Annotated in this window: 24 protein-coding genes; 12 read left to right on the top strand and 12 right to left on the bottom strand. The window is 69.7% G+C overall.

Annotated features, from left to right (window positions below):
- Positions 1 to 45: 45 nt before the first annotated feature.
- The 5 genes from NOW55_RS03735 to NOW55_RS03715 are packed head-to-tail and all read left to right on the top strand — an operon-like array spanning position 46 to position 3,326.
- Positions 46 to 627, top strand: a complete 582-nt coding sequence (locus NOW55_RS03735) for a mechanosensitive ion channel family protein (protein WP_256398731.1) — start codon at positions 46 to 48, stop codon at positions 625 to 627.
- A gap of 58 nt (positions 628 to 685) precedes the next feature.
- Positions 686 to 1,651: a metal-dependent hydrolase gene (locus NOW55_RS03730; protein ID WP_256398730.1), complete on the top strand. Its 966-nt coding sequence runs from the start codon at positions 686 to 688 to the stop codon at positions 1,649 to 1,651.
- A 57-nt stretch (positions 1,652 to 1,708) separates the two neighbouring features.
- Complete coding sequence (locus NOW55_RS03725; protein ID WP_256398729.1) at positions 1,709 to 2,416, top strand: hypothetical protein; 708 nt, start codon at positions 1,709 to 1,711, stop codon at positions 2,414 to 2,416.
- Complete coding sequence (locus tag NOW55_RS03720) at positions 2,413 to 3,090, top strand: DUF2238 domain-containing protein (RefSeq protein WP_256398728.1); 678 nt, start codon at positions 2,413 to 2,415, stop codon at positions 3,088 to 3,090. Before NOW55_RS03725 ends, NOW55_RS03720 begins: the two co-directional genes overlap by 4 nt.
- A 35-nt stretch (positions 3,091 to 3,125) precedes the next feature.
- Entirely contained in the window at positions 3,126 to 3,326 is a 201-nt protein-coding gene (locus tag NOW55_RS03715; protein WP_256398727.1) for a dodecin, read from the top strand.
- 13 nt (positions 3,327 to 3,339) lie between these two features.
- Here the strand turns inward: NOW55_RS03715 and NOW55_RS03710 are convergent, their stop codons facing one another.
- Positions 3,340 to 3,705: a HesB/IscA family protein gene (locus NOW55_RS03710; RefSeq protein ID WP_256398726.1), complete on the bottom strand. Its 366-nt coding sequence runs from the start codon at positions 3,703 to 3,705 to the stop codon at positions 3,340 to 3,342.
- A gap of 95 nt (positions 3,706 to 3,800) precedes the next feature.
- Here NOW55_RS03710 and NOW55_RS03705 point away from each other — a divergent pair, with 95 nt between their 5' ends.
- Positions 3,801 to 4,946 (top strand): PAS domain-containing response regulator, encoded by a 1,146-nt coding sequence (locus NOW55_RS03705; RefSeq protein WP_256398725.1) that lies wholly within the window; start codon positions 3,801 to 3,803, stop codon positions 4,944 to 4,946.
- 1 nt (position 4,947) lies between these two features.
- On the opposite strand, the gene hisD is transcribed toward NOW55_RS03705, so the two are convergent.
- The 9 genes from hisD to NOW55_RS03660 all read right to left on the bottom strand — a co-directional run bounded on the left by hisD (position 4,948) and on the right by NOW55_RS03660 (position 15,560).
- Positions 4,948 to 6,219, bottom strand: a complete 1,272-nt coding sequence (gene hisD, locus NOW55_RS03700; protein WP_256398724.1) for a histidinol dehydrogenase — start codon at positions 6,217 to 6,219, stop codon at positions 4,948 to 4,950.
- Positions 6,220 to 6,261: 42 nt separating this feature from the next.
- Positions 6,262 to 6,471, bottom strand: a complete 210-nt coding sequence (locus NOW55_RS03695) for a hypothetical protein (RefSeq protein WP_256398723.1) — start codon at positions 6,469 to 6,471, stop codon at positions 6,262 to 6,264.
- Between the two features lie 75 nt (positions 6,472 to 6,546).
- On the bottom strand, positions 6,547 to 7,893 hold the full coding sequence (locus NOW55_RS03690; RefSeq protein WP_256398722.1) for a VWA domain-containing protein: 1,347 nt from the start codon (positions 7,891 to 7,893) through the stop codon (positions 6,547 to 6,549).
- Complete coding sequence (locus NOW55_RS03685) at positions 7,890 to 8,831, bottom strand: AAA family ATPase (RefSeq protein WP_256398721.1); 942 nt, start codon at positions 8,829 to 8,831, stop codon at positions 7,890 to 7,892. The genes NOW55_RS03690 and NOW55_RS03685 overlap by 4 nt, the downstream gene beginning before the upstream one ends.
- 63 nt (positions 8,832 to 8,894) lie before the next feature.
- Positions 8,895 to 9,785 carry an FAD binding domain-containing protein gene (locus tag NOW55_RS03680; protein ID WP_256398720.1) on the bottom strand — a complete coding sequence of 297 codons (891 nt, stop codon included), beginning with the start codon at positions 9,783 to 9,785 and terminating at the stop codon, positions 8,895 to 8,897.
- Positions 9,785 to 12,259 carry a xanthine dehydrogenase family protein molybdopterin-binding subunit gene (locus NOW55_RS03675; protein WP_256398719.1) on the bottom strand — a complete coding sequence of 825 codons (2,475 nt, stop codon included), beginning with the start codon at positions 12,257 to 12,259 and terminating at the stop codon, positions 9,785 to 9,787. The genes NOW55_RS03680 and NOW55_RS03675 overlap by 1 nt, the downstream gene beginning before the upstream one ends.
- Positions 12,256 to 12,798 carry a (2Fe-2S)-binding protein gene (locus tag NOW55_RS03670; RefSeq protein WP_256398718.1) on the bottom strand — a complete coding sequence of 181 codons (543 nt, stop codon included), beginning with the start codon at positions 12,796 to 12,798 and terminating at the stop codon, positions 12,256 to 12,258. The genes NOW55_RS03675 and NOW55_RS03670 overlap by 4 nt, the downstream gene beginning before the upstream one ends.
- Entirely contained in the window at positions 12,795 to 13,445 is a 651-nt protein-coding gene (locus tag NOW55_RS03665) for an SRPBCC family protein (RefSeq protein ID WP_256398717.1), read from the bottom strand. Before NOW55_RS03665 ends, NOW55_RS03670 begins: the two co-directional genes overlap by 4 nt.
- A 156-nt stretch (positions 13,446 to 13,601) precedes the next feature.
- Complete coding sequence (locus NOW55_RS03660) at positions 13,602 to 15,560, bottom strand: ABC transporter ATP-binding protein (protein ID WP_256398716.1); 1,959 nt, start codon at positions 15,558 to 15,560, stop codon at positions 13,602 to 13,604.
- A 202-nt stretch (positions 15,561 to 15,762) separates the two neighbouring features.
- On the opposite strand from NOW55_RS03660, the gene NOW55_RS03655 reads away from it, so the two are divergent.
- Complete coding sequence (locus NOW55_RS03655; protein ID WP_256398715.1) at positions 15,763 to 16,566, top strand: mechanosensitive ion channel family protein; 804 nt, start codon at positions 15,763 to 15,765, stop codon at positions 16,564 to 16,566.
- 66 nt (positions 16,567 to 16,632) lie between these two features.
- The gene (locus NOW55_RS03650) at positions 16,633 to 18,003 is read left to right on the top strand and encodes an NAD(P)/FAD-dependent oxidoreductase (protein ID WP_256398714.1); all 1,371 of its coding nucleotides are present in this window, start codon (positions 16,633 to 16,635) and stop codon (positions 18,001 to 18,003) included.
- Positions 18,004 to 18,021: 18 nt separating this feature from the next.
- Here NOW55_RS03650 and NOW55_RS03645 read toward each other — a convergent pair whose 3' ends face one another.
- A complete protein-coding gene (locus NOW55_RS03645; protein ID WP_256398713.1) occupies positions 18,022 to 18,822 on the bottom strand; it encodes a GNAT family N-acetyltransferase in 801 nt (266 codons plus the stop codon).
- 188 nt (positions 18,823 to 19,010) lie between these two features.
- Between NOW55_RS03645 and NOW55_RS03640 the strand changes: the two genes are divergently transcribed.
- On the top strand, positions 19,011 to 20,120 hold the full coding sequence (locus NOW55_RS03640) for a pyridoxal-phosphate-dependent aminotransferase family protein (protein ID WP_256398712.1): 1,110 nt from the start codon (positions 19,011 to 19,013) through the stop codon (positions 20,118 to 20,120).
- A gap of 102 nt (positions 20,121 to 20,222) precedes the next feature.
- Positions 20,223 to 20,903 carry an MBL fold metallo-hydrolase gene (locus NOW55_RS03635; protein WP_256398711.1) on the top strand — a complete coding sequence of 227 codons (681 nt, stop codon included), beginning with the start codon at positions 20,223 to 20,225 and terminating at the stop codon, positions 20,901 to 20,903.
- A gap of 8 nt (positions 20,904 to 20,911) precedes the next feature.
- Here NOW55_RS03635 and NOW55_RS03630 read toward each other — a convergent pair whose 3' ends face one another.
- Positions 20,912 to 21,778, bottom strand: a complete 867-nt coding sequence (locus NOW55_RS03630) for a 2-oxo acid dehydrogenase subunit E2 (RefSeq protein WP_256398710.1) — start codon at positions 21,776 to 21,778, stop codon at positions 20,912 to 20,914.
- A 138-nt stretch (positions 21,779 to 21,916) separates the two neighbouring features.
- Here NOW55_RS03630 and NOW55_RS03625 point away from each other — a divergent pair, with 138 nt between their 5' ends.
- A complete protein-coding gene (locus NOW55_RS03625) occupies positions 21,917 to 23,209 on the top strand; it encodes an alpha/beta fold hydrolase (RefSeq protein WP_256398709.1) in 1,293 nt (430 codons plus the stop codon).
- Positions 23,210 to 23,279: 70 nt separating this feature from the next.
- Positions 23,280 to 24,821 carry a lipopolysaccharide biosynthesis protein gene (locus NOW55_RS03620; protein ID WP_256398708.1) on the top strand — a complete coding sequence of 514 codons (1,542 nt, stop codon included), beginning with the start codon at positions 23,280 to 23,282 and terminating at the stop codon, positions 24,819 to 24,821.
- Positions 24,822 to 25,042: the final 221 nt, after the last annotated feature.

Below are 25,042 nucleotides of genomic sequence, written 5' to 3'. Positions count from 1 at the left end.
AGCCCTGGACGTGGTTTTACCATCCCGGCGGTCGAGTGACCGGTCATGCAGGACCAGCCCGACCCACCGACCGGCGTCGTCGAGGTCGTCGAACGCTCGCTCGACCTGTTCGTCACCGACATCACCGAGGCGCTCCCGAAGGTGCTCGCCGGCATCGTGTTCCTCGTGCTCGCGGGCCTGCTCGTGAAGCTCGTGATGCTCGTGGTGCGCCGGGTGCTCGCGCGGGCACTCCCCGGCGAGGCACCGGTGTACCGCCAGTTCCTCTCGACCGTCGTCGCGATCGTGCTCTGGTTCGCGGTCGCGCTCTCGTTCCTCTCGGTCGTCGGCCTCTCCGAACTCGCCGCCGCGCTGGGGACCTCCGCTGGCTTCATCGCGCTCGGCGTCTCCTACGCGCTCTCCGGGATGATCGCCGACGCCGTCGCTGGCGTCTACCTGCTCCGTGACCCCGACTTCAACCCCGGCGACGAGGTGACCGTCGGCGACGTCAGTGGCGAGGTGACGACCATCGAACTCCGCAAGACCCGCTTCGCCGTCGACGGCGACACCGTCGTCCGGGGGAACGCCGAGATCGAGAAGAAGTGGACGAAGCGCGGCGAGCCGAGCGAACCGGGCGTGGCCGACGTCTGAGAACGGTTCGCGCACCCGGCGAGTGACTTATCCCTCGCCGCGGCGTACAGAAGCTGACATGATGCTCGGGCACTCGCTGCTGGCGTTCGCACTCGTCGCGACGCTGGCGCGTGCGCTCGACGCGCCGCCGCGACGAGCGCTGGCTGCCGGCGCTGCCGCGGGCGCGTTCGCCGCGGTGCCCGACGTGGACATGGTGTACGCACTCACCGGGCTCGCCGGCGCGGAGTTCGACGGCGTGTTCTCGCTGACGACCGCGTTCTGGTCGGCCAGCACCGTCGTCCACCGGTCGATGACGCACTCTCTCGTCGTCGCCCCGGTCGCGGCACTCGCGTTCGCGCTCGTCGTCGTCCGTGGCCGGCACGCGAGCCCGACGACGGTCGCCGGGTTCGTGCTGCTCGGCGGGCTGACCGTCGTCGCCACGGCGCTCCACGGCCTGCTCGGACTCGTCGTCCTCGCGGCGTTCTCGCTCGCCGGTGTGGCCGTCGCCGCCGTCGTCCGCGAGCACAGCCGCCTCGACGCACGGACGACCTTCGCGGTGGCACTCGCCGGACTCGCGTCGCATCCGTTCGGCGACCTGTTCACGGGCGAGCCGCCGGCGATGCTCTGGCCGCTCGACGCCGCGGTCCTCCCCGGGCGCGTCGCGCTCTCGGCCGACCCGACGCTACACCTGCTGGGCGCGTTCGCGCTGGAGCTGGCGGTCGTCTGGGCCGCGCTGCTCGCGTTCTGCTGGGTGACCGCCCGGCGGCCGCGCGTGAAACCCCGGGCGATGGCCGGGCTCGCCTACGGCGGGGTCTTCTTCCTGCTGCCGCCCCCGACGCTCGACGTGTCGTACCACTTCGTGTTCTCCATCCTCGCGGTCGGCACCGTGCTCGCGGTGCCAGTCGCGGCCCCGAGTCGGACGAGCGTGGCGATAGACACGCTCCGCCGGTCCATCGCCGACCACGGCGTTCGGTCGGTGACCACCGGGCTCGCGGCGATGACGCTCGCGCTCGTCGCCTACGGCGTGCTCTACGTGCTCGTCTGACCCGGCGTGCATCCGACGAACACAGACTCTTGTACCCCCGGCCCCTCGTGCTATCGTATGACGGAACGACGGGACCTAGGTCGACTGTTCGAGGAGCACCGGCTGAACGCCGTCCTCTCGTGGATCCTCGTGGCAATCGTCGTCCTGGCGGCCGTCGAGGAGGTGTTCCTGGGTGACTGGCTCTGGACCCTGTTCGCGCTGGCAGTGGCCGCCGTCGCGGTCCTCCCGCCGCTGACGCACAGACGCTGGCTCGTGATGCTCCCCTGGGAGGTGCTGCTGCTCGCCGCGTTGCCCGTCCTGGGCCGGACCGCGCTGGTCCGCGGGCTGGTGACCGACCTCGTCATCGCGACGATGCCCACGGTCCAGGAGTTCCTCTCGGCCTCGCCGGTGTCGAGCACCGCCGCCTACGTCTCGGTCGCGGCCTTCGCGCTCATCGTCGTCGTCGAACTGCACGTGTTCACACCGGTCAAGCTCACCTCCGGCTTCGCCGTCCTCACGGTCGTCGTGTTGACGCTCGCGGCGGCGGGCGTCTGGGCGGTCGTCCGGTGGCTCGCGCACCTCTACATCGGGACGGCGTTCTACACGGAGCTCGACCCGCTGATGATCGAGTTCGTCTACTCCGCCGCCGCCGGGCTGCTCGCCGGGGTGACCTTCGAGGCGTACTTCCGACGGCGTAACCACACTGCACGGCGCTCGCTCGCGATGGTCGAGGACGTCTCCGAGGAGCTCGGGGAGCAGTTCGACCTCGAGGTGGGGGAGAAGTGAGACTCAGAGACCGACTCGGTATCGACGAGGCGTTCCAGCGTCGCCTCACCCGAGTCATGCAGATAACCCTCGTCGGCCTGCTGTTCGTCGGCGTCGAACGACGGAACCCCGGTATCGTGGTGAACACGCTGGTGGGACTCGGCGTCACACAGCTCCCCTCGTTGCTCGAACGCGACTACGGCATCTCCCTCGACGCGGGGCTCACGCTCTGGATCACCACCGCGGCGTTCCTCCACGCGCTCGGGACCGTCGGCATCCCCGGCACCGAGGGCACGTTCTACCGCAGCACCATCTGGTGGGACCACATGACCCACGCGCTCTCGTCGTCCGTCGTCGCCGCCGTCGGCTACACCACGGTCCGCGCGCTCGACGAACACAACGAGGACATCGTCATCCCGCCGCGGTTCATGTTCGTGTTCATCCTCGCGTTCGTGATGGCGTTCGGCGTCGTCTGGGAACTGCTGGAGTTCGGCATCGGCGTGGCAGCCAGCGGGAGCGACGCGACCTTCCTCGTCCAGTTCGGCATCGACGACACGATGCTCGACCTCCTGTTCAACACCGCCGGCGGCTTCGTCGTCGCAGTCTGGGGGCAGGCGTACCTGACCGACGTCACCGGTGCGCTCCGTGACAAACTCGCCCACCGCGACGACGAATCGACCGGCGGCGCGACGTAGCTTTAAGTTCGTATGACCCGTGCTATCACACGGATATGGTATTCAAGAAGATCACGCTCATCGGGACGAGTTCGGAGAGCTTCGAGGACGCCGCGGACGACGCCATCGACCGCGCGCAAGACACCATCGACAACGTCCAATGGGTCGAAGTAGAGGAGTTGGGCGTCGAGATCGCGTCGGTGGCGGACCGGGAGTACCAGGCAGAGGTGACGGTGGCGTTCGAACTGGACGGCTGACGGGTCGACGCGGCTACGTTCTGAAGGATTCGCCGCAGCCACACTCCGACACCACGTTCGGGTTCTCGACGTGGAAGCCGGCACCTTGCAGGCCGCCTTCGAAGTCGAGGACGCTGCCCTCGACGTAGTTCAGGCTGGACGGGTCGACGAAGACGCGCAGCCCGTGGTGTTCGTAGATGGTGTCGTCGGCTTCCGGTTCGTCGTCGAACCGCATACCGTAGGAGAGGCCGGCACAGCCGCCCTGCTGGACGAACAGTCGCAGGCCCGCCTCATCGGTATCGAGCCCCTCGCCGTCGAGCAACGAGAGCGCCTCGTCGGCGGCCGTCTCGGTCACTTCGATCCGTGGGGTGGTCTCCCCGTCTGCGGTGCCCGTGCTCATACGTTCCCGTACGGCACCGTGGGATGTTAACCCTGTTGCACACCGGGGTCGTACTGCCGGTAGTTTGAAGCTACCGCCACGTCTCTCGTCGGTAGATGCCGAGGACCATCCGCGTCCTCCACGTGGACGACGACGACGCGTTGCTCGACCTGACGAAGACCATGCTGGAACGGGAGGGGGAGGACATCACCGTCGAGAGCGCCTGCTCCGCGTCCGGCGCGATGACGTGCCTGCGGGAGAACGGTCGCATCGACTGCATCGTCAGCGACTACGAGATGCCCGAGATGGACGGGCTCGACCTGCTGGAGACCGTCAGGGGGAGCCGTCCCGACCTCCCGTTCGTCCTCTTCACCGGCAGGGGGAGCGAGGAGATCGCGAGCCGAGCGCTCTCGGCCGGGGCGACCGAGTACCTCCAGAAGGGCGCGGGCACCGACCAGTACACGGTCCTCGCGAACCGTATCCGGAACGCTGTCGCGAAGCGACGGGCCGAACGGGAGCGTACGCACACCCAGAACCGCTATCAGGCGCTCATCGAGCACTCCTCCGACCTCATCACCATCCTCGACGAGAACGGCGTGTTCGAGTACACGAGCCCGGCGACCCGGAGCGTGCTCGGCTACGAGCCCGAGGAGCTCATCGGTGAACACTCGTTCGAGATGGTCCACCCCGACGACCGTTCGACGGTGACCGACGCGTTCGAGCGCATGAAAGCGGACTCGAGCACGACGCCGTCGGTCAGCTATCGGCTGCAACACGCCGACGGCGAGTGGCGACACCTGGAGTCGAACGGCACCAACCGGCTCGAAGACCCTGCCATCGAGGGGTTCGTCGTCAACACGAGGGACGTGACGGAGCGCGTCGAGGCCGAACAGCTGCTCAGCGAGGAGCAGGAGCTGTTCGACGCAGCGCTCGACGCCCTCCCGCACGTCTTCTACGTCTCGAACCTCGACGGGTCGGGCTGGCGCTGGAACCGCAAGCTAGAGGAGGCGAGCGGCTACTCGACCGCGGAGCTGCGGGACATCGAGATAGACGAGATCTTCGCCGACGAGGACGTGGGGAAGGTCGAGTCGGTCATCGACAGGGTGCTCGACGGCGAGACGGTGACCTACGAGGCGCGGATGGAGACGAAGTCGGGGGAGCTCGAACTGCGACGTATCAGCGCGTCACTGCTCACCGACGAGGACGGCGAACCCATCGGAATCTGTGGCATCGGCGTCGGTATCGACGAGGACGACGAGTAGCTCAGTCCTCGAACCGGCGACGCACGCTGTCGGCGTGTGCGCCCAGCCCTTCTGCGTCGGCGAGCGTCGTGATGGTGGTCGAGAGTTCGTCGAGCGCGTCGCGGTCGAGCCGCTGGACGGTGGTCGAGCGCAGGAAGTGGTCGACGGAGAGCCCACCGTGGCGCTTCGCGCCGCCGCCGGTCGGCAGCACGTGGTTCGTGCCGGAGGCGTAGTCGCCGGCCGCGACGGGCGTGTACGGCCCGAGGAAGACGCTGCCCGCGCTGTCGATGCGGTCGAGGACTGCCTCCTCGTCGTCGGTCTGGATGGAGAGGTGCTCGGCCGCGTACTCCTCTGCGAACAGGATTGCCTCGCTCATCGAGCGTGCAGCGAGGACGCCGGAGGCATCGCCTTCGAGTGCGTCGCGGGCGACCTCCTCGCGCTCGGCCCCGGCGACCTGTGCCTCGACCTCGTCGGCGATCGCCTCGGCGACGGCCTCGTCGTCGGTCACGCAGACGACCGATGCATGCTCGTCGTGCTCGGCCTGCGCGACGAGGTCGGCCGCGACGAACGCCGGTTCGGCGGTCTCGTCGGCGAGCACGAGCACCTCGCTTGGCCCGGCGAGGAAGTCGATGTCCACGTCGCCCTGCACTTCGGCCTTCGCCGCCGTCACCCAGCGGTTGCCCGGCCCGACGACCTTCTGGACCGCCGGGATGGACTCGGTGCCGTAGGCCATCGCGGCGACGGCCTGCGCGCCGCCGACGGAGTACACCTCGTCTGCACCGGCGACGTGGATGGCCGCCAGCGTCACCGGGTTCAGCTCGTCGGCCGGCGGGGTACAGACCACCACGTCCTCGACACCCGCGACGACGGCCGGCACGACGCCCATGATGACAGACGACGGATACGCGGCTGTGCCGCCGGGGCCGTAGACGCCGACGCGCCGGAGCGGCCGGAACCGCCGGCCCAGTTCGCGGCCGTCGAAGTCGTCGCGCCAGTCGACGGGCACCTGCGCCTCGTGGAACTCGCGGACGTTCGCCGCCGCCGTCTCGACGGCCTCGCGCACGTCGTCGTCGATCTCCTCGTAGGCGCGCTCGCACTCGTCGGCCACGTCCAGATTGGCGACCTGCACGTCGTCGAACTCCGCGCAGAACTCCCGGACCGCCACGTCACCCTCCTCGCGCACCCGGTCGACGATGTCGGCCACGTCGCTCCGGACCGCGTCGACGCCCGAGTCGCGCTCGAAGAAGGCGCGGCGCTCGTCGGGGCCGAGGTCGGCGACTGCTCGTACGTTCATGGAACTCGCTTCGGACGGGGCGCGAAAAACGGTTGCGTTCGGTCACTCTCCAGCCCGGTCGCGCACGACCGTCCGGACGCCGTCGAGGAACAGCACCACGACGAGCGCGAAGCCGGTGAGCCCGAACGGAGCCGAGAGGAGCTGTGCGGTGTGGTAGCCGAGGAAGATGCGGCCGAAGCCGAGCAGCACGAACCCCACGAGGACGAGCCCGAAGGCGACGAGCGCGAGCGTGACGTACCGGTCCCGGTCCATACCTCGAATCGGGGCCGCGCCGCCTAACCCGTTTTGGAACGGCGGTGTGATGGTGCCGCGTTTCCGGCCTGGTCCTCAGACGTCCTCCCGGCGCGGGTCGTACTCGTAGCCGACCCGTCCACCTGGCCCCTGTGCCCGGAGCTGCCGGGCGAGTTCGGACACGTCGTCGGGGCCGGCGAACGCAAACGGCCCCGCGACGAACGGGAGCGCGGCGGCCATCCCCCGTGCCGTGGGCTCGAAGCCGGGCGAGGCGGCGAGCGGGTTGCACCAGACGACCGCGGCCGCTCGCGACGTGAGCGAGGCGAGTTCGCGCTCCAGCGTCCGGACGTCGCCCATCTCCAGCCCGTCGCTGACGACGAAGACGACCGTCCGGTTGTCGACCGCGTCCGGCGACCGCGCACGCAGTTCCGCGAGCGAGCCACCGATACGGGTGCCCCCACCCCACTCTGCTTCGGCGTCGGCGAGCGCGTCGGCCGCGCCGCTCGCGGTGCCGTCGTCGAACGCGGACGTGACCTCACGGATCTCCTCGTCGAAGAAGAAGACGCGACAGTCGCGCCACGCCGTCCGGGTCCGTCCGAGGGTGTCGAGCAGGAAGCTCCGGTCAAGCGTGTCCAGCACGGACCGGCTCACGTCTACCAGCCAGGTCGCCCGGACCTCGCTCCGCTTGCGGTCGCGGGTGGGAAGCGAGACGACCGTCCCCCCCGTGCCGACGCTGGCCCGGAGCGCGCGTCTCGCGTCGGTCCGCCGGTCGCCGACGGTGTCCCAGGCTCGCCCCCGGAGCGTCGCGAGCGCGGCCGTCAGCTCGTCGACCGCCGCGGCGAGCTCGTCGTGTCCGACGAACGACGGGACCGCCTCGACGGGCGTCGGCGCGCCGGTGGGGCTGTACCGGGAGACTGCGGCCGGTTCGTCGCCGTGGTCCTCGACGTGCGCGGCCAGCGACGAGGCGCGCCAGGCCACGCTGCTCTCTGCGTCGTCCTCGTGCTCGTCGCCCTCCGTCTCGTCGCTCCCCGCGGATTCGGCCGCCTCGCCGTCGGCTGGCTCGCCGCCGATCGGAGCGAGTGCGCCCTCCGGCGGCTCCTCCATGCGGGCCGCCGGCCCCGTCTCGCCGAGCCCGGCGGTGAGCCGTCGCCAGAACTCCGGGAAGAGCCGGTCGAACTCGGCGGCGTCGTGCGGGTCGGTGACGAGACAGGCCCGTGTCGCTGCCCACGCCCGGTCCTCGTCCGAGAACCCCACCACGACGAGCGCCCGGGCGGCCGTCGTCGCCGCGTTCGCCGGCACGGACACCCCCGCCCGGCGGAGCGCGCGGGCGAACCGGACCAGCTCGTCGCGGACGTGGTCGCTGGCGCGGGCGACGGACTCGCCGTCGAGTCCCTCGGCGTCGCCGGCTGCGCCCGGCTCGCGGGGCGCGTCGCCGTCGGTCACGACTCGGCGGCCTCCCGCGCCGCGCGCGCCGCCTCGACCAGCGTGTCGAGGAGGTCCTCGTCGACGCGCTGGACGTCCTCGACCTCCTTCAGCACGGTGCCGAGCGTGCGCCGGACCTCCTCGCGCGAGAGCGCGTCGCCCCCGCCGTTCTCACGCAGCGTGGCGACCGCGCGCGCCCAGTCGATGGTCTCGGCCGCCCCCGGGGGCTTCCGGAGTGGCTCCTCCCGCAGCCGGTCGACGATGCCACAGAGCTCGGCGGCGACGGCGTCGTGGAGCTCGGGTACCTTCCGCGAGAGGATCTCGCGCTCCTTCTCGAAGCTCGGCGGCGAGACGTGCAGGTAGAGACAGCGCCGCTTGAGCGCGTCACTCAGTGGCCGTGTCCGGTTCGAGGTGACGACGACGACCGGCGGCGTGGTCGCGGCGACGGTGCCGAGTTCGGGCACTGTCACCTGGAAGTCGCTCAGCACCTCCAGCAGCAGGGCCTCGAACGCCTCGTCGGCGCGGTCGACCTCGTCGACGAGGAGGACGCGCCGGCCGTCGCCCCGGAGCGCCTCCAGTAGCGGGCGTTCGAGCAGGTACGGCTCGGAGAAGACGGACTCGTCGCGGTCCGCGGTCCCCTCGCCGTCCGCCACGCCTCCCTCGCCGGCCTGCACCGCGAGCAGCTGCTTCGTGTAGTTCCACTCGTACAGCGCGTTCTCGGCGGCGAGTCCCTCGTAGCACTGGAGGCGGACGAGGTCGGCGTCGAAGCCGCCGGCGAGCACCTTCGCAAGCTCGGTCTTGCCCGCGCCGGGCTCGCCCTCGACGAGTAGCGGGCGGCCGAGCCGCAAGGCGAGCAGCACCGTCGTCACGATGTCGTCGTCCGCGACGTACGACTGCTCGTCGAAGGCGGCACGGATGTCGGCCTCGGTCACGTCGTCGAATCCGTCTATCTCGCTCATGTCGTCGTCTCTGTGTCGAATAGGGTGCCCCAGCACGAAAACGTCCCCGGCGGGATGGGTGGTTCAGTCGGCGGCGGCCGGCGTCGCGGCGCGGTCCAGCACCCGGTCGAGGGCGCGCTCCGTGTAGGTCCCGAGCAGTTGTTCGCGGAACTCCGCCGACGCCTGCAGGTCGGACATCATCATCGCGGTGTCGAGGCCCTCGCTGGCGCGGTCCGCGGCCGCCACGATGGTGTCCTCGTCGAGCGACTCGCCGGCGAGCTCCTCCTCGACGCCCTCGAGCCGGACCCCGTGGTCCATGATGCCGTTCGCGCCGACGCGGACGGTGGACACGGTGCCGCCGTCGACGATGGCCTGCACGCAGACGCCGACCATCGCGTAGCCCGAGGACGGCGACGGCTTCTTCGCGTACGCACCGACGGCGTCGGCCGCCGTCGGGACCTCGACCTTCGTGACGAGTTCCGACGGGCCGATGTCGGTCGCGTACATCCCGAAGAAGAAGTCGTCCGCCGAGACACGGCGCTCGCCGTCCGGGCCGGTCACGACGATGGTCGCGTCCGACGCCAGCGCCGCACCGGGCAGGTCCGAGGCCGGGTCCGCGTGGGCGAGGTTGCCCCCGAGCGTGCCGCGGTTGCGGACCTGCGTGTCGCCGACCTGCCGGACCGCGTGGTAGAGCGCCGGTGCGTGCTCGGCCGAGCGGTCGTCGCCGATGAAGTCGCTGTACGTCGTCATCGCACCGATGCTCAGCGTGTCGCCGTCGGCGCTGACGCCGTGGAGCTCGCCGACCTCTCCGATGTCGATGAGCACGTCCGGGCTGGAGAGTCCGGACTTCATCGCCGGGAGCAGGCTGTGCCCGCCGGCGAGCAGTTCGGTCTCCGCGCCGGCGTGTTCCTCCATGAGGTCGATGGCCTCCGAGACGCTCGTCGCCTCGTAGTAGTCGAACTCGTCGGGGAACATCAGCGCTCACCCCCGTCGTCCGCGGCGGCGTCCGGGTCGTCACCGGTGCCGGCTGCCGGCTCGTCGCTCCCGCCGTCGGCGGTGGCGTTGTCCTGCACCGCGCTCCAGACGCTCTCGGCGTCCATCGGCATGTCGACGTGGTCGACGCCGAACGGCTCCAGCGCGTCCGCGACGGCGTTGACGATGGCCTGCGGCGCGGCGATGGTGCCGGCCTCGCCGACGCCCTTCACGCCGAGCGGGTTGTGCGGGCTCGGCGTCACCGTGGATTCGGTCTCCATCTCGGGGATGTGCTCGGCCTTCGGCACGGCGTAGTCCTGCATCGACCCCGTCAGCAGTGTCGCGTTCTCGTCGTACTCGGCACCCTCGTAGAGCGCCTGGCCGACACCCTGTGCGATGCCGCCGTGGATCTGGCCCTCGACGATCTTCGGGTTGATCTGGTTGCCCACGTCGTCGACGGCGACGTAGCGTTCGATCTCGATCTCGCCGGAGTCGGGGTCGACCTCGACGATGGCGGCGTGCGTGCCGAAGGGGAACACGAAGTTGTCCGGGTCGTAGAAGCTCGTCTCCTCGAGCCCGGGCTCCATGTCGTCGGGGATGTCGTGGGCGAGGTACGCCTGTCCGGCCACGTCGGCCATCGACAGGCTCCGGTCCGGTGCGCCCGCGACGCTGTACTGGCCGTTCTCGAACTCGATGTCGTCGGGGTCGGCTTCGAGCTGGTGTGCGGCTATCTGCTTGCCCTTCTCGACGACCTTCTGGGCGCTCTTGACCAGCGAGCTGCCGCCGACGGCCGCGCTGCGAGACCCGTAGGTGCCCATCCCCTGCGGGATCTCGTCGGTGTCACCCTCGACGACCTCGACATCGTCGTAGGGGATGCCGAGCTCGTTCGCGACGATCTGGGCGTACGTCGTCCCGTGGCCCTGGCCGTGGCCGGAGGTGCCGCAGTACGCCGTCACCGTGCCCGAGGGGTGCATCCGGACGAGGCTGGACTCCCAGAGCCCGGCCTGTGCGCCGAGCTGGCCGGCGAGCTCCGACGGTGCGAGCCCGCAGGCCTCGATGTAGCAGGAGAAGCCGACGCCGAGGTACTTGCCCTCGTTGCGGGCCTGCTCCTGTTCCTCGCGGAAGTTCTCGTAGTCGAGCATCTCCAGCGCCTCGTCCATCGGCTTCTCGTACTCGCCGCTGTCGTAGACGACGGCGACCTGCGTCTCGTAGGGGAACGCGTCGTCGGGGACGAAGTTCTGCCTGCGGAACGCCACGGGGTCCATCCCCATCTCCTTCGCGCCGAGGTGGACGAGCCGTTCGACGAGGAACGACGCCTCCGGTCGACCCGCCCCGCGGTAGGCGTCGACCGGCGGGACGTTCGTGAACGCGCCCTTCACGTGGCCGTAGATGGCCGGGATGTCGTACTGCCCGGAGAGCAGGGTGCCGTACAGGTACGTCGGGACGGCTGGCGCGAACGTCGAGAGGTAGGCACCCATGTTCGCCTTCGTGTCCACGCGCAGGCCGACGATGTTGCCGTCGTCGTCCATCGCGATCTCGGCCTTCGTCTCGTGGCCGCGACCCGGCGCGTCGGTGAGGTACGTCTCCGAGCGCGTCGCGGTCCACTTCACCGGTGCCTCGTGCATCATCGAGCACCAGGCGACGAGCGCCTCGTCCGCGTAGTGGTGTATCTTGCTGCCGAAGCCGCCGCCGACATCCGGGGCTCGGACGCTGAGCTTGTGCTCGGGGTGGCCGATGACCCCCGCCATCAGCAGCCGGTGGACGTGCGGGTTCTGCGTGGTCATCGCCACGTCCAGCTCGTCCGTGCCGGGGTTGTAGTCCGCGACCGCGGCGCGTGGCTCCATCGCGTTCGCGATGAGCAGCTGGTTCTCCAGGTCGATGCTCGCGGTGTGGCTCGCGTCGGCGAACGCGTCGGCGGTCTTGTCTGCGTCGCCGATCTCCCAGTCGAAGGCGACGTTGCCCTCGGCGTCGTCGTGTATCTGTTCGGCGTCCTCGGCGAACGCATCGCTCGGGTGTACGACCGCGTCGAGTCGCTCGTACTCCACGTCGACCGCGCCCGCAGCGTCACGGGCCGTGTAGCGGTCCTCGGCGACGACGACCGCGATGCCGTCGCCCTGATGGCGCACCCGGTCGGAGGCGAGTACCGGATGCTCGACCTGCTTCAGGCTGTCGAGCAGCCACGCCGTCGGGAGCGCGAACGAGCCCGCACCGGGTGTCTCGTCGCTCGTCAGGTCCTCGTAGGTGTAGACGCCGTGGACGCCGTCCATCGCCTCCGCCTCGCTCGTGTCCACGTCGCCGAGCTCCGCGTGGCCGTACTGGCTACGAACCACGGCCATGTGGAGCATCCCGTCGATCTGGATGTCGTCGGTGTACTCCGCGTTGCCCGTCAGCAGCGCGGGGTCCTCCCGGCGCTCGATGGCCGAGCCGAGGATGTCCGCCGCGTCGACGTCCCCCGGGTCGACCGACTCGACCGTCATCGCTCCTCACCTCCGTCGGTCGCCGGGGTCGGGTCGTCGTCTGCCTCGCCGCCGTCCGCGACGGCCGCCGGCTGCATCTGCTCGGCGGCGTTCTGGACCGCGTTGACGATGTTCTGGTAGCCCGTGCAGCGACAGAGGTTGCCCTCCAGTCCCTCGCGGATCTCCTCGCGTGTCGGGTCCGGGTTCTCCTCCAGGACGTCCAGCGCGGTCATCATCATCCCGGGCGTGCAGTAGCCACACTGGAGACCGTGCTCCTCCTGGAACCCCTCCTGGATGGGGTGGAAGTCGTGGCGCGTCCCGAGGTCCTCGACGGTCCGTATCTCGGCCCCGTCGGCCTGGACCGCGAGCGCCGTACACGACTTGACCGCCTCGCCGTCCATGCGGACGGTGCAGGCACCGCAGATGCTGCTCTCGCAGCCGACGTTCGTGCCGGTGTAGCCGAGTTCGTCCCGCAGCGCGTGGACCAGTAGCGTCCGTGATTCGACCGTGAGGTCGTGCTCTGCACCGTTGACCGTGAGTGTGATGTCGTGTTCAGTCATTCAGAATCAGTCGATTTCGACCGGCCCAGCACGCGGTCGACCAGGCTCCGGCCCTCGTTCCCATCCGACCCGTCGTCGGACGACGATACGTCCTCCACGCCGAGGTCGTGGAGTTTCTCCTGCACCGAGGAGAAGAAGCGCTTGACGATGCGGTTGGCGACGGGGTTGATGACGCGCTGTCCCATCCCCGCCACCTTCCCGAACACGTCGGCCTGCGTCTCCCACTCGACGACGACGCCGTCGCCGCCCTCGGTCTCCGACAGCGCCATCGACGAGGACATCTCGAACGAGCTGTCGCCCGAACTGCCCTCGCCCGATGCGGTCATCCGGGGGCGTTCGCGTTCGTCTATCCCGACGACCGTCTCGAACGTCGGGTTGACGGGGCCGACGCTCACCTGCATCAGCGCGGCGTAGCGCTCCCCCTCTCGGAACGCGCGCTCCGCGATGACCTCGGGGTCGTTCGTGAGCTCACGGTCCAGCCCCTCCGCCCGCTCGCGTAGTTCGTCGAAGTCGATCTCGTCGCCCTCGACGTGCAACAGGAAGGTACAGCCCGGCAACGACTCCTGGACGATTACCGGGTCCGAGAGCGCGAGCCATACCTCGTCTACCGCGGTGTCTTCGAGTTCGAACGTCCCACTGAATTCCATGTATGTGTGGTCACCTCGTGCCAGACCGGGTCAGGCTGTGCCGTGTGAAATGATAGTCTGTGACAGTAAAACAGTTACCATGGTTCTGGTAGTCATCCGGACGTCGACCGAAGAAACCGGCAGCCTACCGTGGGTATCGTCGCACGCCCGGCGGAATCAGTTGGACTCGCCGCGCTCGACGGCCGCACGACGCGCGATGGCCGCCTCGAAGAAGGACTCGGGCAGCTCGTCGAAGTCGCCTGCCTGCACCCGCCACAGGTTCGCGTAGAGGCCGTCCTCGTCGAGGAGCGCCTCGTGCGTGCCACGTTCGACGATGCGACCGCCCTCCAGCACGAGTATCTCGTCGGCCTCCTTCACCGTCGAGAGCCGGTGGGCGATGGCGACGGTCGTCCGGTCCGTCGCGAGCTCCCGGAGGCTGCGCTGGATTATCGCCTCCGTCTCGGTGTCGACGTGGCTCGTCGCCTCGTCCAGCACGAGGATGGCCGGGTCCTTGAGGAACGTCCGGGCGAGGGCCACGCGCTGGCGCTGTCCGCCGGAGAGCCGGACCCCGCGCTCGCCGACGAGTGTATCGTAGCCATCGGGCAGGTTCTCGATGAACTCGTTTGCGGCTGCCCGACGCGCCGCCGTCTCGACCTCGTCGTCGGTCGCGTCGAACGTGCCGTAGGCGATGTTCTCCCGCACCGTCCCGTAGAACAGGAACGGCTCCTGCGAGACGTAGCCGACCGCACGCCGCAGGCTGGCTCTGCGGACCTCGCGCACGTCGTGGCCGTCGACGCGGACCGTCCCCTCGTCGGGGTCGTACAGCCGGACGAGCAGCTTCACGAGCGTCGACTTCCCGCTGCCCGTCGGGCCGACGATGCCGACGGTGTCCCCCTGCGTCACGGTGAAGGAGACGTTCCGCAGCACCGGCTCGGCGTCGGTCGCGCGCCCGTCGTCACCGTCGACCGTGGGGGAGTCGGTCCCGCTGTAGCTGAACGTCACGTCGTCGTACTCGATTCCACCCTCGACGTCGGTCAGGTCGACCGCATCCGACGCGTCCGAGACCGCACCCTCGGCCTGCAACAGGCCGTACACCCGGTCGCTGGACGCCCGGGCGCGCTGGTAGCTGTTGACGATCTGACCGAACTGCGCGAGCGGCCAGACGAACTGCTGCGTGTACAGCATGAACGTGACGAACTCGCCGGGCGAGACCGCGCCGGAGGCGAACCCCGGCGGGCCGTTCAGCACCCAGAACGCGCCGACGGCGAACGTCAGCGCGAAGCTCAGCCCGGAGACCAGCGACAGCCCCGGGAAGAACGTGATGCGCGTCCTGATGGCGTCCCAGTTGGTCTCGTAGTAGGCGAACGACGCCGCTCGCACGCGCTCGGCCTCGTGGCCCTCGGCGCTCTCGGTCTTGATGACGTCGATGCCAGCGACGTTGTTCTCGAGTCTGGCGTTCAGGTCGCCGACGCTGGCTCGCATCCGGGCGTACTTCGGCTGTACCCGCCGGACGAACAGCGCGGTGAACACGACCAGCACCGGCACCGCGAGCAGTGAGACCGCCGCCAGCCACGGGTTCAGCACGACCAGCACGAGCCCGACCCCACCGACCAGGGCGAGGAGCCGGATGGTCGAGTTGACGCCGTCGGTCAGGAACGACTCCAGCTGGTTCACGTCGTTGTTCAGCACGGAGAGCAGCTCGCCGGTACGCGAGCGGTCGAAGAAGGCCCGGTCCAGCGCCTGCAGCCGCTCGTAGGCGTCGACCCGGAGCTCGTGCTGGACGTTCTGTGCGAAGCGGTTCCAGCCGTAGCTCCCGGCGTACGAGCCGAGCGCGCCGAGCAGCGTGGCCCCGACGAGCAGCGAGACGACCAGCCAGAGCCGCCCGGCGGCCGTCTCGGGGACCAGCGCGGCGGGGAGCCCCGGCAGGCCGAACGGGCGCGTGCCGAGCAGCACCGCGTCGATGGCGAGCCCGAGCAGCAGCGGCGGGAGCAGTCCCGTCGCACGCGAGAGGAGCGCCATCAGCGTTCCCAGCACCGCGAACCGGACGTTGTCGCGGCCGTACTCGGCGTAGAGCCGCCACATCGAGGCGTCGCTCGCCGCGAACGCCGGCCGTTCGCTCCCCTCCTCGGTGGCCATTCCTCCCGTGTAGGCGACCGGCGAGCAAGTACCGTGCGGTCGGACCGGTCGGATAACCTCGCCTTTCTGCAGCCCCGCGGTGGAATCGACCGCCCTGGGCACCTCGCGTGTGTCCGGTCAGCCGGGGTTACCGGGAGATGCGACCTGGTTCGCCAGAACTAACCCGTTTATAACTATTCGCCAGTCTCGCCTCCCTTCTGTCATGGCATTACATCCCGTTATCGTGCTCCAGACCGATCTGGACCAGGCGTTCGAGGAGACGCTCGCGGATCTCATCGCGTTCGCGCCACGACTGATCGGGGCTCTGCTCATCCTGCTCGTGGGCTGGGTCATCGGCCGTATCGTCTTCAGGATCATCGCCCGAGTCGCGGACGGCATCGAACTCGACCGGATGGTGCTCGGCACACCGCTCGGACGGATGCTCGGCGGCACCGAACGGGCCGTCTCACGGGCGTTCGGCCGTGTCGGCGCGTGGTTCGTCTACGCGCTCGCACTGCTCGCCGCGGCCGACGTGCTCGCCGTCGAGTTGCTCTCGGAGTGGATCAGCACCGCGGTCTCGTACCTGCCGGCGTTCGTCGCGGGTGCCCTGATAATCGTCATCGGCTTCGTCCTCGCTGACTTCCTCGCCGACGCCATCGGTCGGACCGAGACCGTCACCGATACGGGGTACACGGCGTACTTCGCCGACGGGGCCCGCATCTTCCTCTACTTCATCGCCATCGTGATGGGCCTCGACACGATGGGCGTCGACGTCGGTATCCTGTACACGTTCGCCCAGGCAGCCGCGTGGGGCGTCGCCGCCGGCATCGCGCTGGCCATCGGCATCGCCTTCGGCTGGGGCGGCAAGGACTACGTCGCGGACAACATCGGTGGCTGGCTCGGCCAGAGCCCCGCCCCGATGCCCGCGGGCAGTGGTGGCGGTAGCGGTGGCGGCGGTGGCGGGCAGGCGACCGACGGCGGGGCCGACCAGGCGACCGACGGCGGGACGGACGACGGGGACGAGTGACCGGGGGTCCCCCGCCCTGCCCAAATCTGGCACCCGGCCCTCCGGCCCGGCGTGCCGAATCGAACCATGACGTTGGAGACCGTTCCGCGGTACGACGGGGACCGACTACCGGCGCGTAGCGGTCGCGCCGTCGTCGTCGGAGCCGGGATGGCCGGACTGCTCGCGGCCCGCGTCCTCAGCGACGCGTTCGAGGCGGTCACCGTGGTCGAACGCGACGAGTTCCCGACGGAGCCGGTCCCTCGCCGTGGCGTCCCGCAGTCCCGTCACATCCACGTCCTGCTGGAGGCGGGACGGGTCACGCTTGAGTCCCTGTTCCCGGGATACGGTGCCGACCTGCGGGCGGCGGGTGGGCTGGAGATCGACAGCGCCACCGACCTCGCGTTCTTCGCCGAAGGTGACTTCCTCGCGGCGGGGCCAACCCCGTTGCCGCACTTCGCGGCGACCCGTCCACTGTACGAACAGCTCGTCAGGTCACGGATCGCCGACCAGGAGGGGGTCACGGTCCGTTCGGGGACACGGTTCACGGACTACCGTCTCGACGCCGCCGGCGAGGCGGTGACCGGCGTCGTCGTGCAGTCCGAGCGGGGCGACCCCGAAGCACTGGACGCGTCACTGGTCGTCGACGCGACCGGACGGACCAGCCGGACACCGGCGTGGCTGGCCGCCAGCGGCTTCGACGCGCCGCCCGTCGAGGAGGTCCACATCGACCTGGCGTACAGCACGGCACTCGTGGACCGCCCGGCCGACGACCACACCGCCTACCTCGTGACGCCCTCGGCGTCGCAGCCGCGTGGTGCCGGCGTCCTGCCCGTCGAGGACGACCGGTGGGTCGTCACGGTGGCCGGGGTCCACGGTGACCACCCGCCGACAGACGCCGACGGATTCCGGCGGTTCGCCGCCGAGCTCCCCGTTCCCGACGTGGCGGCGTTGCTCGACGAGCGGGCCATGGTCGGCGACGAGATCGCCCACTACCCGTTCCCGTCGAACGTCCGTCGGCGGTACGAGGCCCTGGAGCGGTTCCCCGAGGGCCTGCTGGTCGTCGGCGACGGCATCGCGAGCTTCAACCCGCTCTACGGACAGGGCATGTCCGTCGCGGCGCTGGAGAGTCTCGTCCTCCACGACGTGCTCGCCACGGCGGACGACGCGACACTCACGCCGCGGTTCTTCGCGGGTGCCGCCGACGTCGTCGACGTAGCCTGGCGGCTGGCCATCGGTTCGGACTTCCAGTTCCCGGAGACGACCGGGGACAAACCGCGCGGGACCGACCTGATGAACCGGTACGTCTCCCGGCTGACGCGTCGGGCGCACGACGACGGCCACCTCCGCGACGCCTTCGTCCGGGTGATGATGATGGAACGCCCGCCGACCTCGCTGTTCCAGCCGGGAATCCTCTGGCGAGTGCTCGCACCCCGCCTCGTCCGGTCCGCATCGCCGTGACGGCGGGTTCGGGCCGCGCTACTCGTCGAGCCAGACCGCGAGCTGTACCTCGTCGACGAGTTCGTCGTCGACGTGGTAGTGGCCCTCGCGCGTCGACTCCACCGACCAGCCGGCGTCCTCGAGGAACCCGATGGCCTGCTCGTTCGTCGCCGGCAGGCTCTGGTACACCTTGCGGAGCCCCTGCTCGCGCGCCCAGTCGAGGCCGCGCTCCATGAGCGTCGAGCCGAGCCCGTGGCCACGGTACTGCTCCAGCACCCCGACGGTCAGCTCGGCGGTGTGGTCCATCATCGGCGAGGAGACGGCCTCGACGTGGAGCCAGCCGATGGCCTCGTCGTCGACGGTCGCGACGAAGAACACCCGGTTCCCGCCCTCGTTGTGCCGGAGGAGCACGTCCTCGCGGGCGACCTGGTCGGCGAGCCGTCGGGCGACGGCGTAGGCGTCCTCGGCCGCGATGCTCTCGACGACGTCCACGATGCCGTCCATGTCCTCCTGCCTCGCCGGGCGGACGGTCGCCTCGGTCTCGTCGTCGAGTTCGACGGTCGTCTCGTCCTCGGTCATCGGGAACGCGACCCTGAGCCTGCCGTCGCGTTCGGTCAGGTAGCCCTCGCGCTCCAGGGTGGAGACGTGGTCCCGGAACTCCTGGAACGACATCGGCGTCGACGGTGGGAGGTTCGGCCCGGAGCGCGCGGGTTTCGAACTCGTCTCGGGCGTGACCAGCACGTTACGACGGACCGTCTCCGGCTCCACCGCGCCCTGTGACTCCACGTACTCGTAGATGCGCCGCCGTCGGTCGTGCTCGAACTGCTCGAAGCGACCCATGGGTGTCTGTAGCACGCTCTCTCGGATAGCTGTTCGCCCGGGGCCGACCCGGCAGGGGCCACGGCGGGGCCGGCACCCAGCACTGTCCCCGTCGTCATAATCACCGGGGCGACCACATCACAAGAGCCGGTATCACAAGTTCCATGCCACCTCGCCGCGCAGTGGGCCGTACTCAGGTGGACACCGGCATGGAGAAACGCGAATACAGAGACGATTACCGCGAGAAGACGCTGTACATCCCCGGTCCGACCGAGGTCCGCGAGGACGTCATCGAGGAGATGGCCCAGCCGATGTTCGGCCACCGGATGGACCGGATGACGGACCTCTACACGACCATCGTCGAGGACACGAAGACGTTCCTCGGCACCGACAACGAGGTCGTCATCCTCACGGCGTCCGGGACCGAGTTCTGGGAGGCGTCGACGCTCAACCTCGTCGACGAGAACATCCTCGTGCCGACGTGTGGCAGCTTCAGCGAGCGCCACGCCAACGTCGCCGAGCGACTCGGCAAGGACGTCGACCGGCTGGAGTACGAGTGGGGACAGGCGGTCAAGCCGGAGGACATCCGCGACCACCTCGAATCCAGCGACAAGCACTACGACGTGGTCGCGACCGTGATGAACGAGTCCTCGACCGGCGTCAGGAACCCCATCGAGGAGATCGGTGACGTCGTCGCGGAGTACCCGGACACGTACTTCGTCGTCGACGCCGTCTCCGCGCTGGGCGGCGACTACGTCGACATCGACGCACACGACATCGACGTCATCTTCGCCTCGACCCAGAAGGCGTTCGCGATGCCGCCGGGGCTCGCGGTCTGTGCCGTCAGCGACGACGCCTACGAGCGCGAGGTCGAGAAGGAGACCTCGTCCTGGTACGGCGGTTTCCGCCGCACCATCGACTACTACGACCGGAAGGGCCAGACCCACTCCACGCCCGCCATCCCGGTCATGCTCGCCTACCGCAAGCAGATGAAGTACATGCTCGAGGAGGGCCACGAGGCCCGCGACGAGCGCCACCGCGAGATGGCCGAGTACACCCGGGAGTGGGCCAAGGAGCACTTCGGGATGTTCCCCGAGGAGGGCTACGAGTCCCGGACCGTGAGCTGCATCGAGAACACGCAGGGCATCGACGTCGCCGCCACCATCGAGCAGGTGAGCGACGAGTACGACTTCGCGTTCTCGAACGGCTACGGCTCCCAGCTCGGCGAGAAGACGTTCCGCATCGGCCACATGGGCGAGCACGACGTGGCGTCCATCCGCGCCCTGACCGACGCCATCGAGGACGTGGCCGGGCTGTAGCCGACCGTCCGTTCTTCCGGGTCAGTTCGAACATGGGAGCCGCAGCTCGGCGATCCACCCGTGACGAGAACGACTAAGTCACGGCGGCCGAATGCCCGGACGATGCCCACCCGGCTCCCCGCTGGAGTGACACACGTCGACTGCCGGACCCGGGACAGACCGAACGTCTACCTCGTCGACGACGGCGACCTCACGCTCGTCGACGCCGGGTGGCCCGGCGACGCGACGACGGTTCGGGCGGGCGTCGAAGGCGCGGGCTTCGACCTCGCCGACGTCGACCGCGTGCTACTGACACACTACGACGCGGACCACGTCGGCGGCCTCGCAGGTCTGACGCCCGACCTCGACGCGCCGGTGTTCGTGCACGAGCGAGAAGCCGCGTACGTCGCGGGCGACGACCTCCCGCCGTGGACCGCCCGCAACGGGCTGGAGGCGCTCCACCGGCTCTACTACCGCCGGCTCGACCTTCCGGACCTGCCGATTCGCGCGGTCCGGGACGGCGACACCGTCGCTGGCTTCACCGTCCACCACACGCCCGGACACACCCCCGGCCACGTCGCCTACGTCCACGAGGGGACGCAGACGGTGTTCCTCGGCGACCTGGTCTACGGTCTCGGTGACGAACTCAGGCCGACCGGCAGGTTCACGAGCTACGACGCAGCTCAGGTCCGCGAGAGCATCCGGTCGCTGTGCGAGGCGCTCGGCGACGTCCGGTTCGTCTGTCCGGGACACGGGCCACCGCTCGCCGGTGGGCGCGACCTGCTCGCACGGAGCCTCGGCTGAGACGGGCGCTACCACCGGCCGGTTACGCGGTCGACCAGCGAGGACAGCCGCGAGCGCAGGGAGGACTCCACCTCCGGCGTCGCCCCCTGCGTCGCCGCCGGGAGCCCGTACCCGTCCTCGATGAGCGCAACGAGCCGATCGACGAACCGGGCGGCCTGTGCCCCGTCGACGACGTCGTGGTCGAACGTCACCGTGAGCGAGAGCAGCTCGCGCGTCGACAGTCCCCCGTCCACGACCCGAGGTTTCTCGGCGATGCCGCCGACGGTCAGCTGGACGGTGTAGTTCGTCGGACTCACGGCCCAGCCGCCGCCCTCGCCGAACATCCCGACCGACGTGATGGCGACCGTCCCGGCGAGCAACTTCCAGCGTCGGGGGAACCACCGGGGCAGTCGCCAGACGAGCCGTCGAACGACCCCCGGAAGACGGAGCGCCGCCCGCTCGCCCCACGAGAGCGCGGTCGACTTCTGCGAGTACTGTGCCCCCCGTATCTCGTCGTGGACGGCCCGGAGCGACCGGTCGTTCACGGCCCGCACCACGTGCGGGACGCCCAGTTGTTCTCCGCCTCCCCCGGTCGTCTCGACGAGCACGTTCACGTCGACGTCCTCGAACACGTGGAGTCGCCCGCGCCAGTCCCGGTAGGCGTTGACCCGCGGGTGGTACTCGATGGCCCTCGCGAGGCAGCACGCGAGGAACGCGGTGAACGACAGTTCCTCGCCGGTCGCCGTCTCGAACTGCCGGATTCGGCGTCGCGCCTCGGTCACGTCCACCTCGACGAGCCCGTGGACGTTGCTCCGCCCCCCGGCGACCTGCATGTAGTCGGCGGTCGCTCGGTGGGCCGGTGCGAGCCGTTCCACGTGCTCACCACGCTCGTCCATACCGGAGTGACGTGACACCGCGGGAAAGCTTTTGAGCCCGTCGACGCGGTGGTGTGCGGTCGCGGCGTGCCCGGTACACACCGCGCCCCCGGTGGACCCGCCAAGCTATTTCCGTCCCGTCGAACGAGTTCCATCACGATGTCCGACACGACCGACCCCGCGGCGACGGCACGGACGTTCGCGACGCGGTTCCTCGACCGCTCGTTCGCCGACGCGGCCGACCTGCTGACGGACGACGGGCACGACGCCGTCGTCGACTCCTTCCCCGAGGAGTTCAGCGACGAGTCGATGGACGCCGCGGACGCGTTCGAGGAGTACTGGTGGGGGCTCCACGGCCAGTACGGCGAGCCCGAGGGTGTCGCGGACCTGACCGTCGACGACGGCGACGGCCGGGTCGCCCTCGCGTTCGAGAGCGGGACCGAGATCGCACGCCTCGCCGTCACCGACGAGGGTATCGCCGACCTTCGGTTCGACCCCGAGTACGAGCCGCCGGCGTACGCCGACGAGTCCGCGTTCGAGGAACGCACGGTGACCGTCGACGCCGGCGACGTCGACCTCGACGGCGTCCTCGCCGTGCCGGAGGGCGAGGCTCCGGTCCCCGGCGTGGTACTCGTCCACGGGGCCGGGGTCCACGACCCCGACGGAACCGCCGAGAACGCGAAGATACTCAAGGACCTCGCGTGGGGGCTCGCGAGCGAAGGAATCGCCACGCTCCGGTACGAGAAGCGACTCGCCGAACACGAGGTACCCGACGAGGCGTACACGCTGGACCGGGTCGTCGTGGACGACGCCGTCGCAGCGGTCCGGACCCTCGGGGCGGCCGCCGAGGTCGACGACGAGTCGGTCTTCGTCTCGGGGCACAGCCAGGGCGGGATGGCCGCGCCGCGCATCGCCGAGCGCCACGGTGGCGTCGCCGGTGTCGTGGTCCTCGACGGCCGCGCCGACTCCGTCCTCGACCCCGACGGGCTCGATTTCATGCGGTACGAGTTCGATGTCGACGGCGACATCGACGAGGAGGACCGTGCCGAGATCGAGGAGGTGGCGGCGATGTACCGCCGGATCGCCGACGGTGAGTTCGACGACGACGAGACGATAATGGGCAAGCCCGGTGTCTGGCACCGGAGCGTCGGCGAGTACGACCCTTCGGGCACCGCGAGCGACCTCGACGTCCCCACCTTCGCGCTGAAGACCTGCGGTGCCGACCACGACTCCCAGCCGGAACTCGCCGCGTTCTTCCACAGGGGGTTCGAGGCCTGGCGGGACGCCCCGCTCCCGGCAGGCAGTCGCGTCGAACGCTACGAGGATGTGGACCACTACTTCCAGCACGTGAGCACGCCCACCGGCTTCCTGAGCCTCTACTTCGGCGGGAACGTCGCCGACGAGGCCGTCGCCGACCTGGCCCGCTGGGTTCACGACACGTCCCCGCGGTGACCGTCGCCCACGGCGGCACCGGGAATCAGGCGACTTATCCCCGACGGAATCGAGAGACACGGACGACAGAGTGGCCATAGACGACATCCCCGACGACGAACGCGAGTCGCTCCTGACCATCGCCCACGGTGCGGTCATCACCTCCGGCGGCCAGTCCCTCCAGCGGGCGCTGACGACCGCGACCGAGTACGCCCTCGCCCAGGGGCTCGGCCCGGTCGTCTACGGCGTCTACGCGTTCGCGTGGCGGGTCGCCCAGCTGCTGTTCCGCCTCGTGAACTTCGGGTCGGTCGGGACGCTCCAGCGCTACCTCGCCGCGTACGACGACGAGCCGGACCGGCAGGGGCGCGTGGTGGCGCTGGCCTACCTCACGACGGTCGTCGTCGGTCTCGTGCTCGCCGGCGGACTGTTCCTCGGCGGCGACTGGCTCAACCGGGTGACGGTCTCGCATATCGATTTCCCGCCGACGGTGCGGCTGTTCGCCGCGCTCGTGGTTCTCGTCGGACTCGTCAACATCCACGCCGGCGTCCTCAGGGCGACGCAGTCCGCCCGCGGCGAGGTGCTGTTCAACCGCGTGCTCCGACCGGCCGTCAGGCTGGTCGGCGCGCTTGGGGCCCTGCTCCTCGGGTACTCGGTGGTCGGCGTCGCCGGCGCGTTCGTCCTCGGGATGGCGGGTCTCGCGCTCGTCGGATTTCCGGTGGTCGTCTCCGCGACGGGCATCCGACCGCTCCTTTCCGGGCTCCGGTCCGAGGCGCGGCGGTTCTACAACCACTCCGGTCCCATCGCCCTGAGCAGCCTCGGCAAGGTGTTCCAGAACCGCGTCGACGTGATGCTGGTCGGCTTCCTCCTCACGGCGAGTGCGGCGGGCGTCTACAACGTCGTGCTCGTCCTCGTGTCGCTGGCGTGGATTCCGCTGCTCTCGTTCAACATGCTCCTGCCGCCGGTGGCCTCCGGACTGTACGCTGACGACGAGATGGCGACGCTGAACGCGGTGTACTCCGCGGTGACGCGGCTCATCGTTACCACCGTCGTCCCGATTCTCGTCGTGCTCTTCGTCTACGGGAGAGCCATCCTGTCGGTGTTCGGCCCGAGCTTCACCGCCGGCTACGTCCCGCTGGTGGTGTATCTCGGCGGCGTCCTCGTCGGTAGCGCGGTCGGCGCGACCGGCTGGCTGCTGATGATGACCGACCACCAGTACGCCCGGATGGCGCTGGACTGGCTGCTCGCCGTGCTGAACACGCTGCTGACGTTCGCGTTCGTCCGGGAGTTCGGGCTGGTCGGTGCCGCGCTCGGCACGGCCGTCGCCATCGCCGTCCAGAACGGCATCCAGGTCGTCCTCCTGCGGCGCTTCGAGGGGCTCTGGCCGTTCGACGCGACGTTCCTGAAGCCGCTCGGGGCCGGCGCTGCGACGGTGGTGGTGATGCTCCTCGTCCGCGAGGGCCTGGCCGGGGTCGGCGGGGTCGCCGTCGGGCTCGGGTTGGGTGCGCTGACGTACGTCGGCACGCTACTCCTGCTCGGCGTCAACGACCGCGACAGGCTCGTCGTGGGAACGCTCGCCGCCCGGTACCGCCACGGAATCACCGCGACAGTCACGGACCACAACCCTCGGGAGTAGCTGGCTCCAGTGGGGGCCGGTGACCGGTCACCGCGCCGGTGGACTGGAACGACTTTCATCCCGTGAAAATATTCACAAGATAACTACACATTCCCCGGGGGCGACGGTCGAACTGCCGAGAGGCGGTCCGGATGAATGCCCCCACAGTCGGAGGAAGTTACGGGACGTCACCGTAGCAGCCCCCGATGTCGAGACGATGCGAGGTGTTCCGGTTCTGCCTC

The organism is Haloarchaeobius litoreus (genome assembly GCF_024495425.1).
Lineage (GTDB): Archaea > Halobacteriota > Halobacteria > Halobacteriales > Natrialbaceae > Haloarchaeobius > Haloarchaeobius litoreus.
The sequence above is the reverse complement of the archived record's forward strand: the minus strand, read 5'-3'. Positions and strand labels throughout refer to the sequence as shown.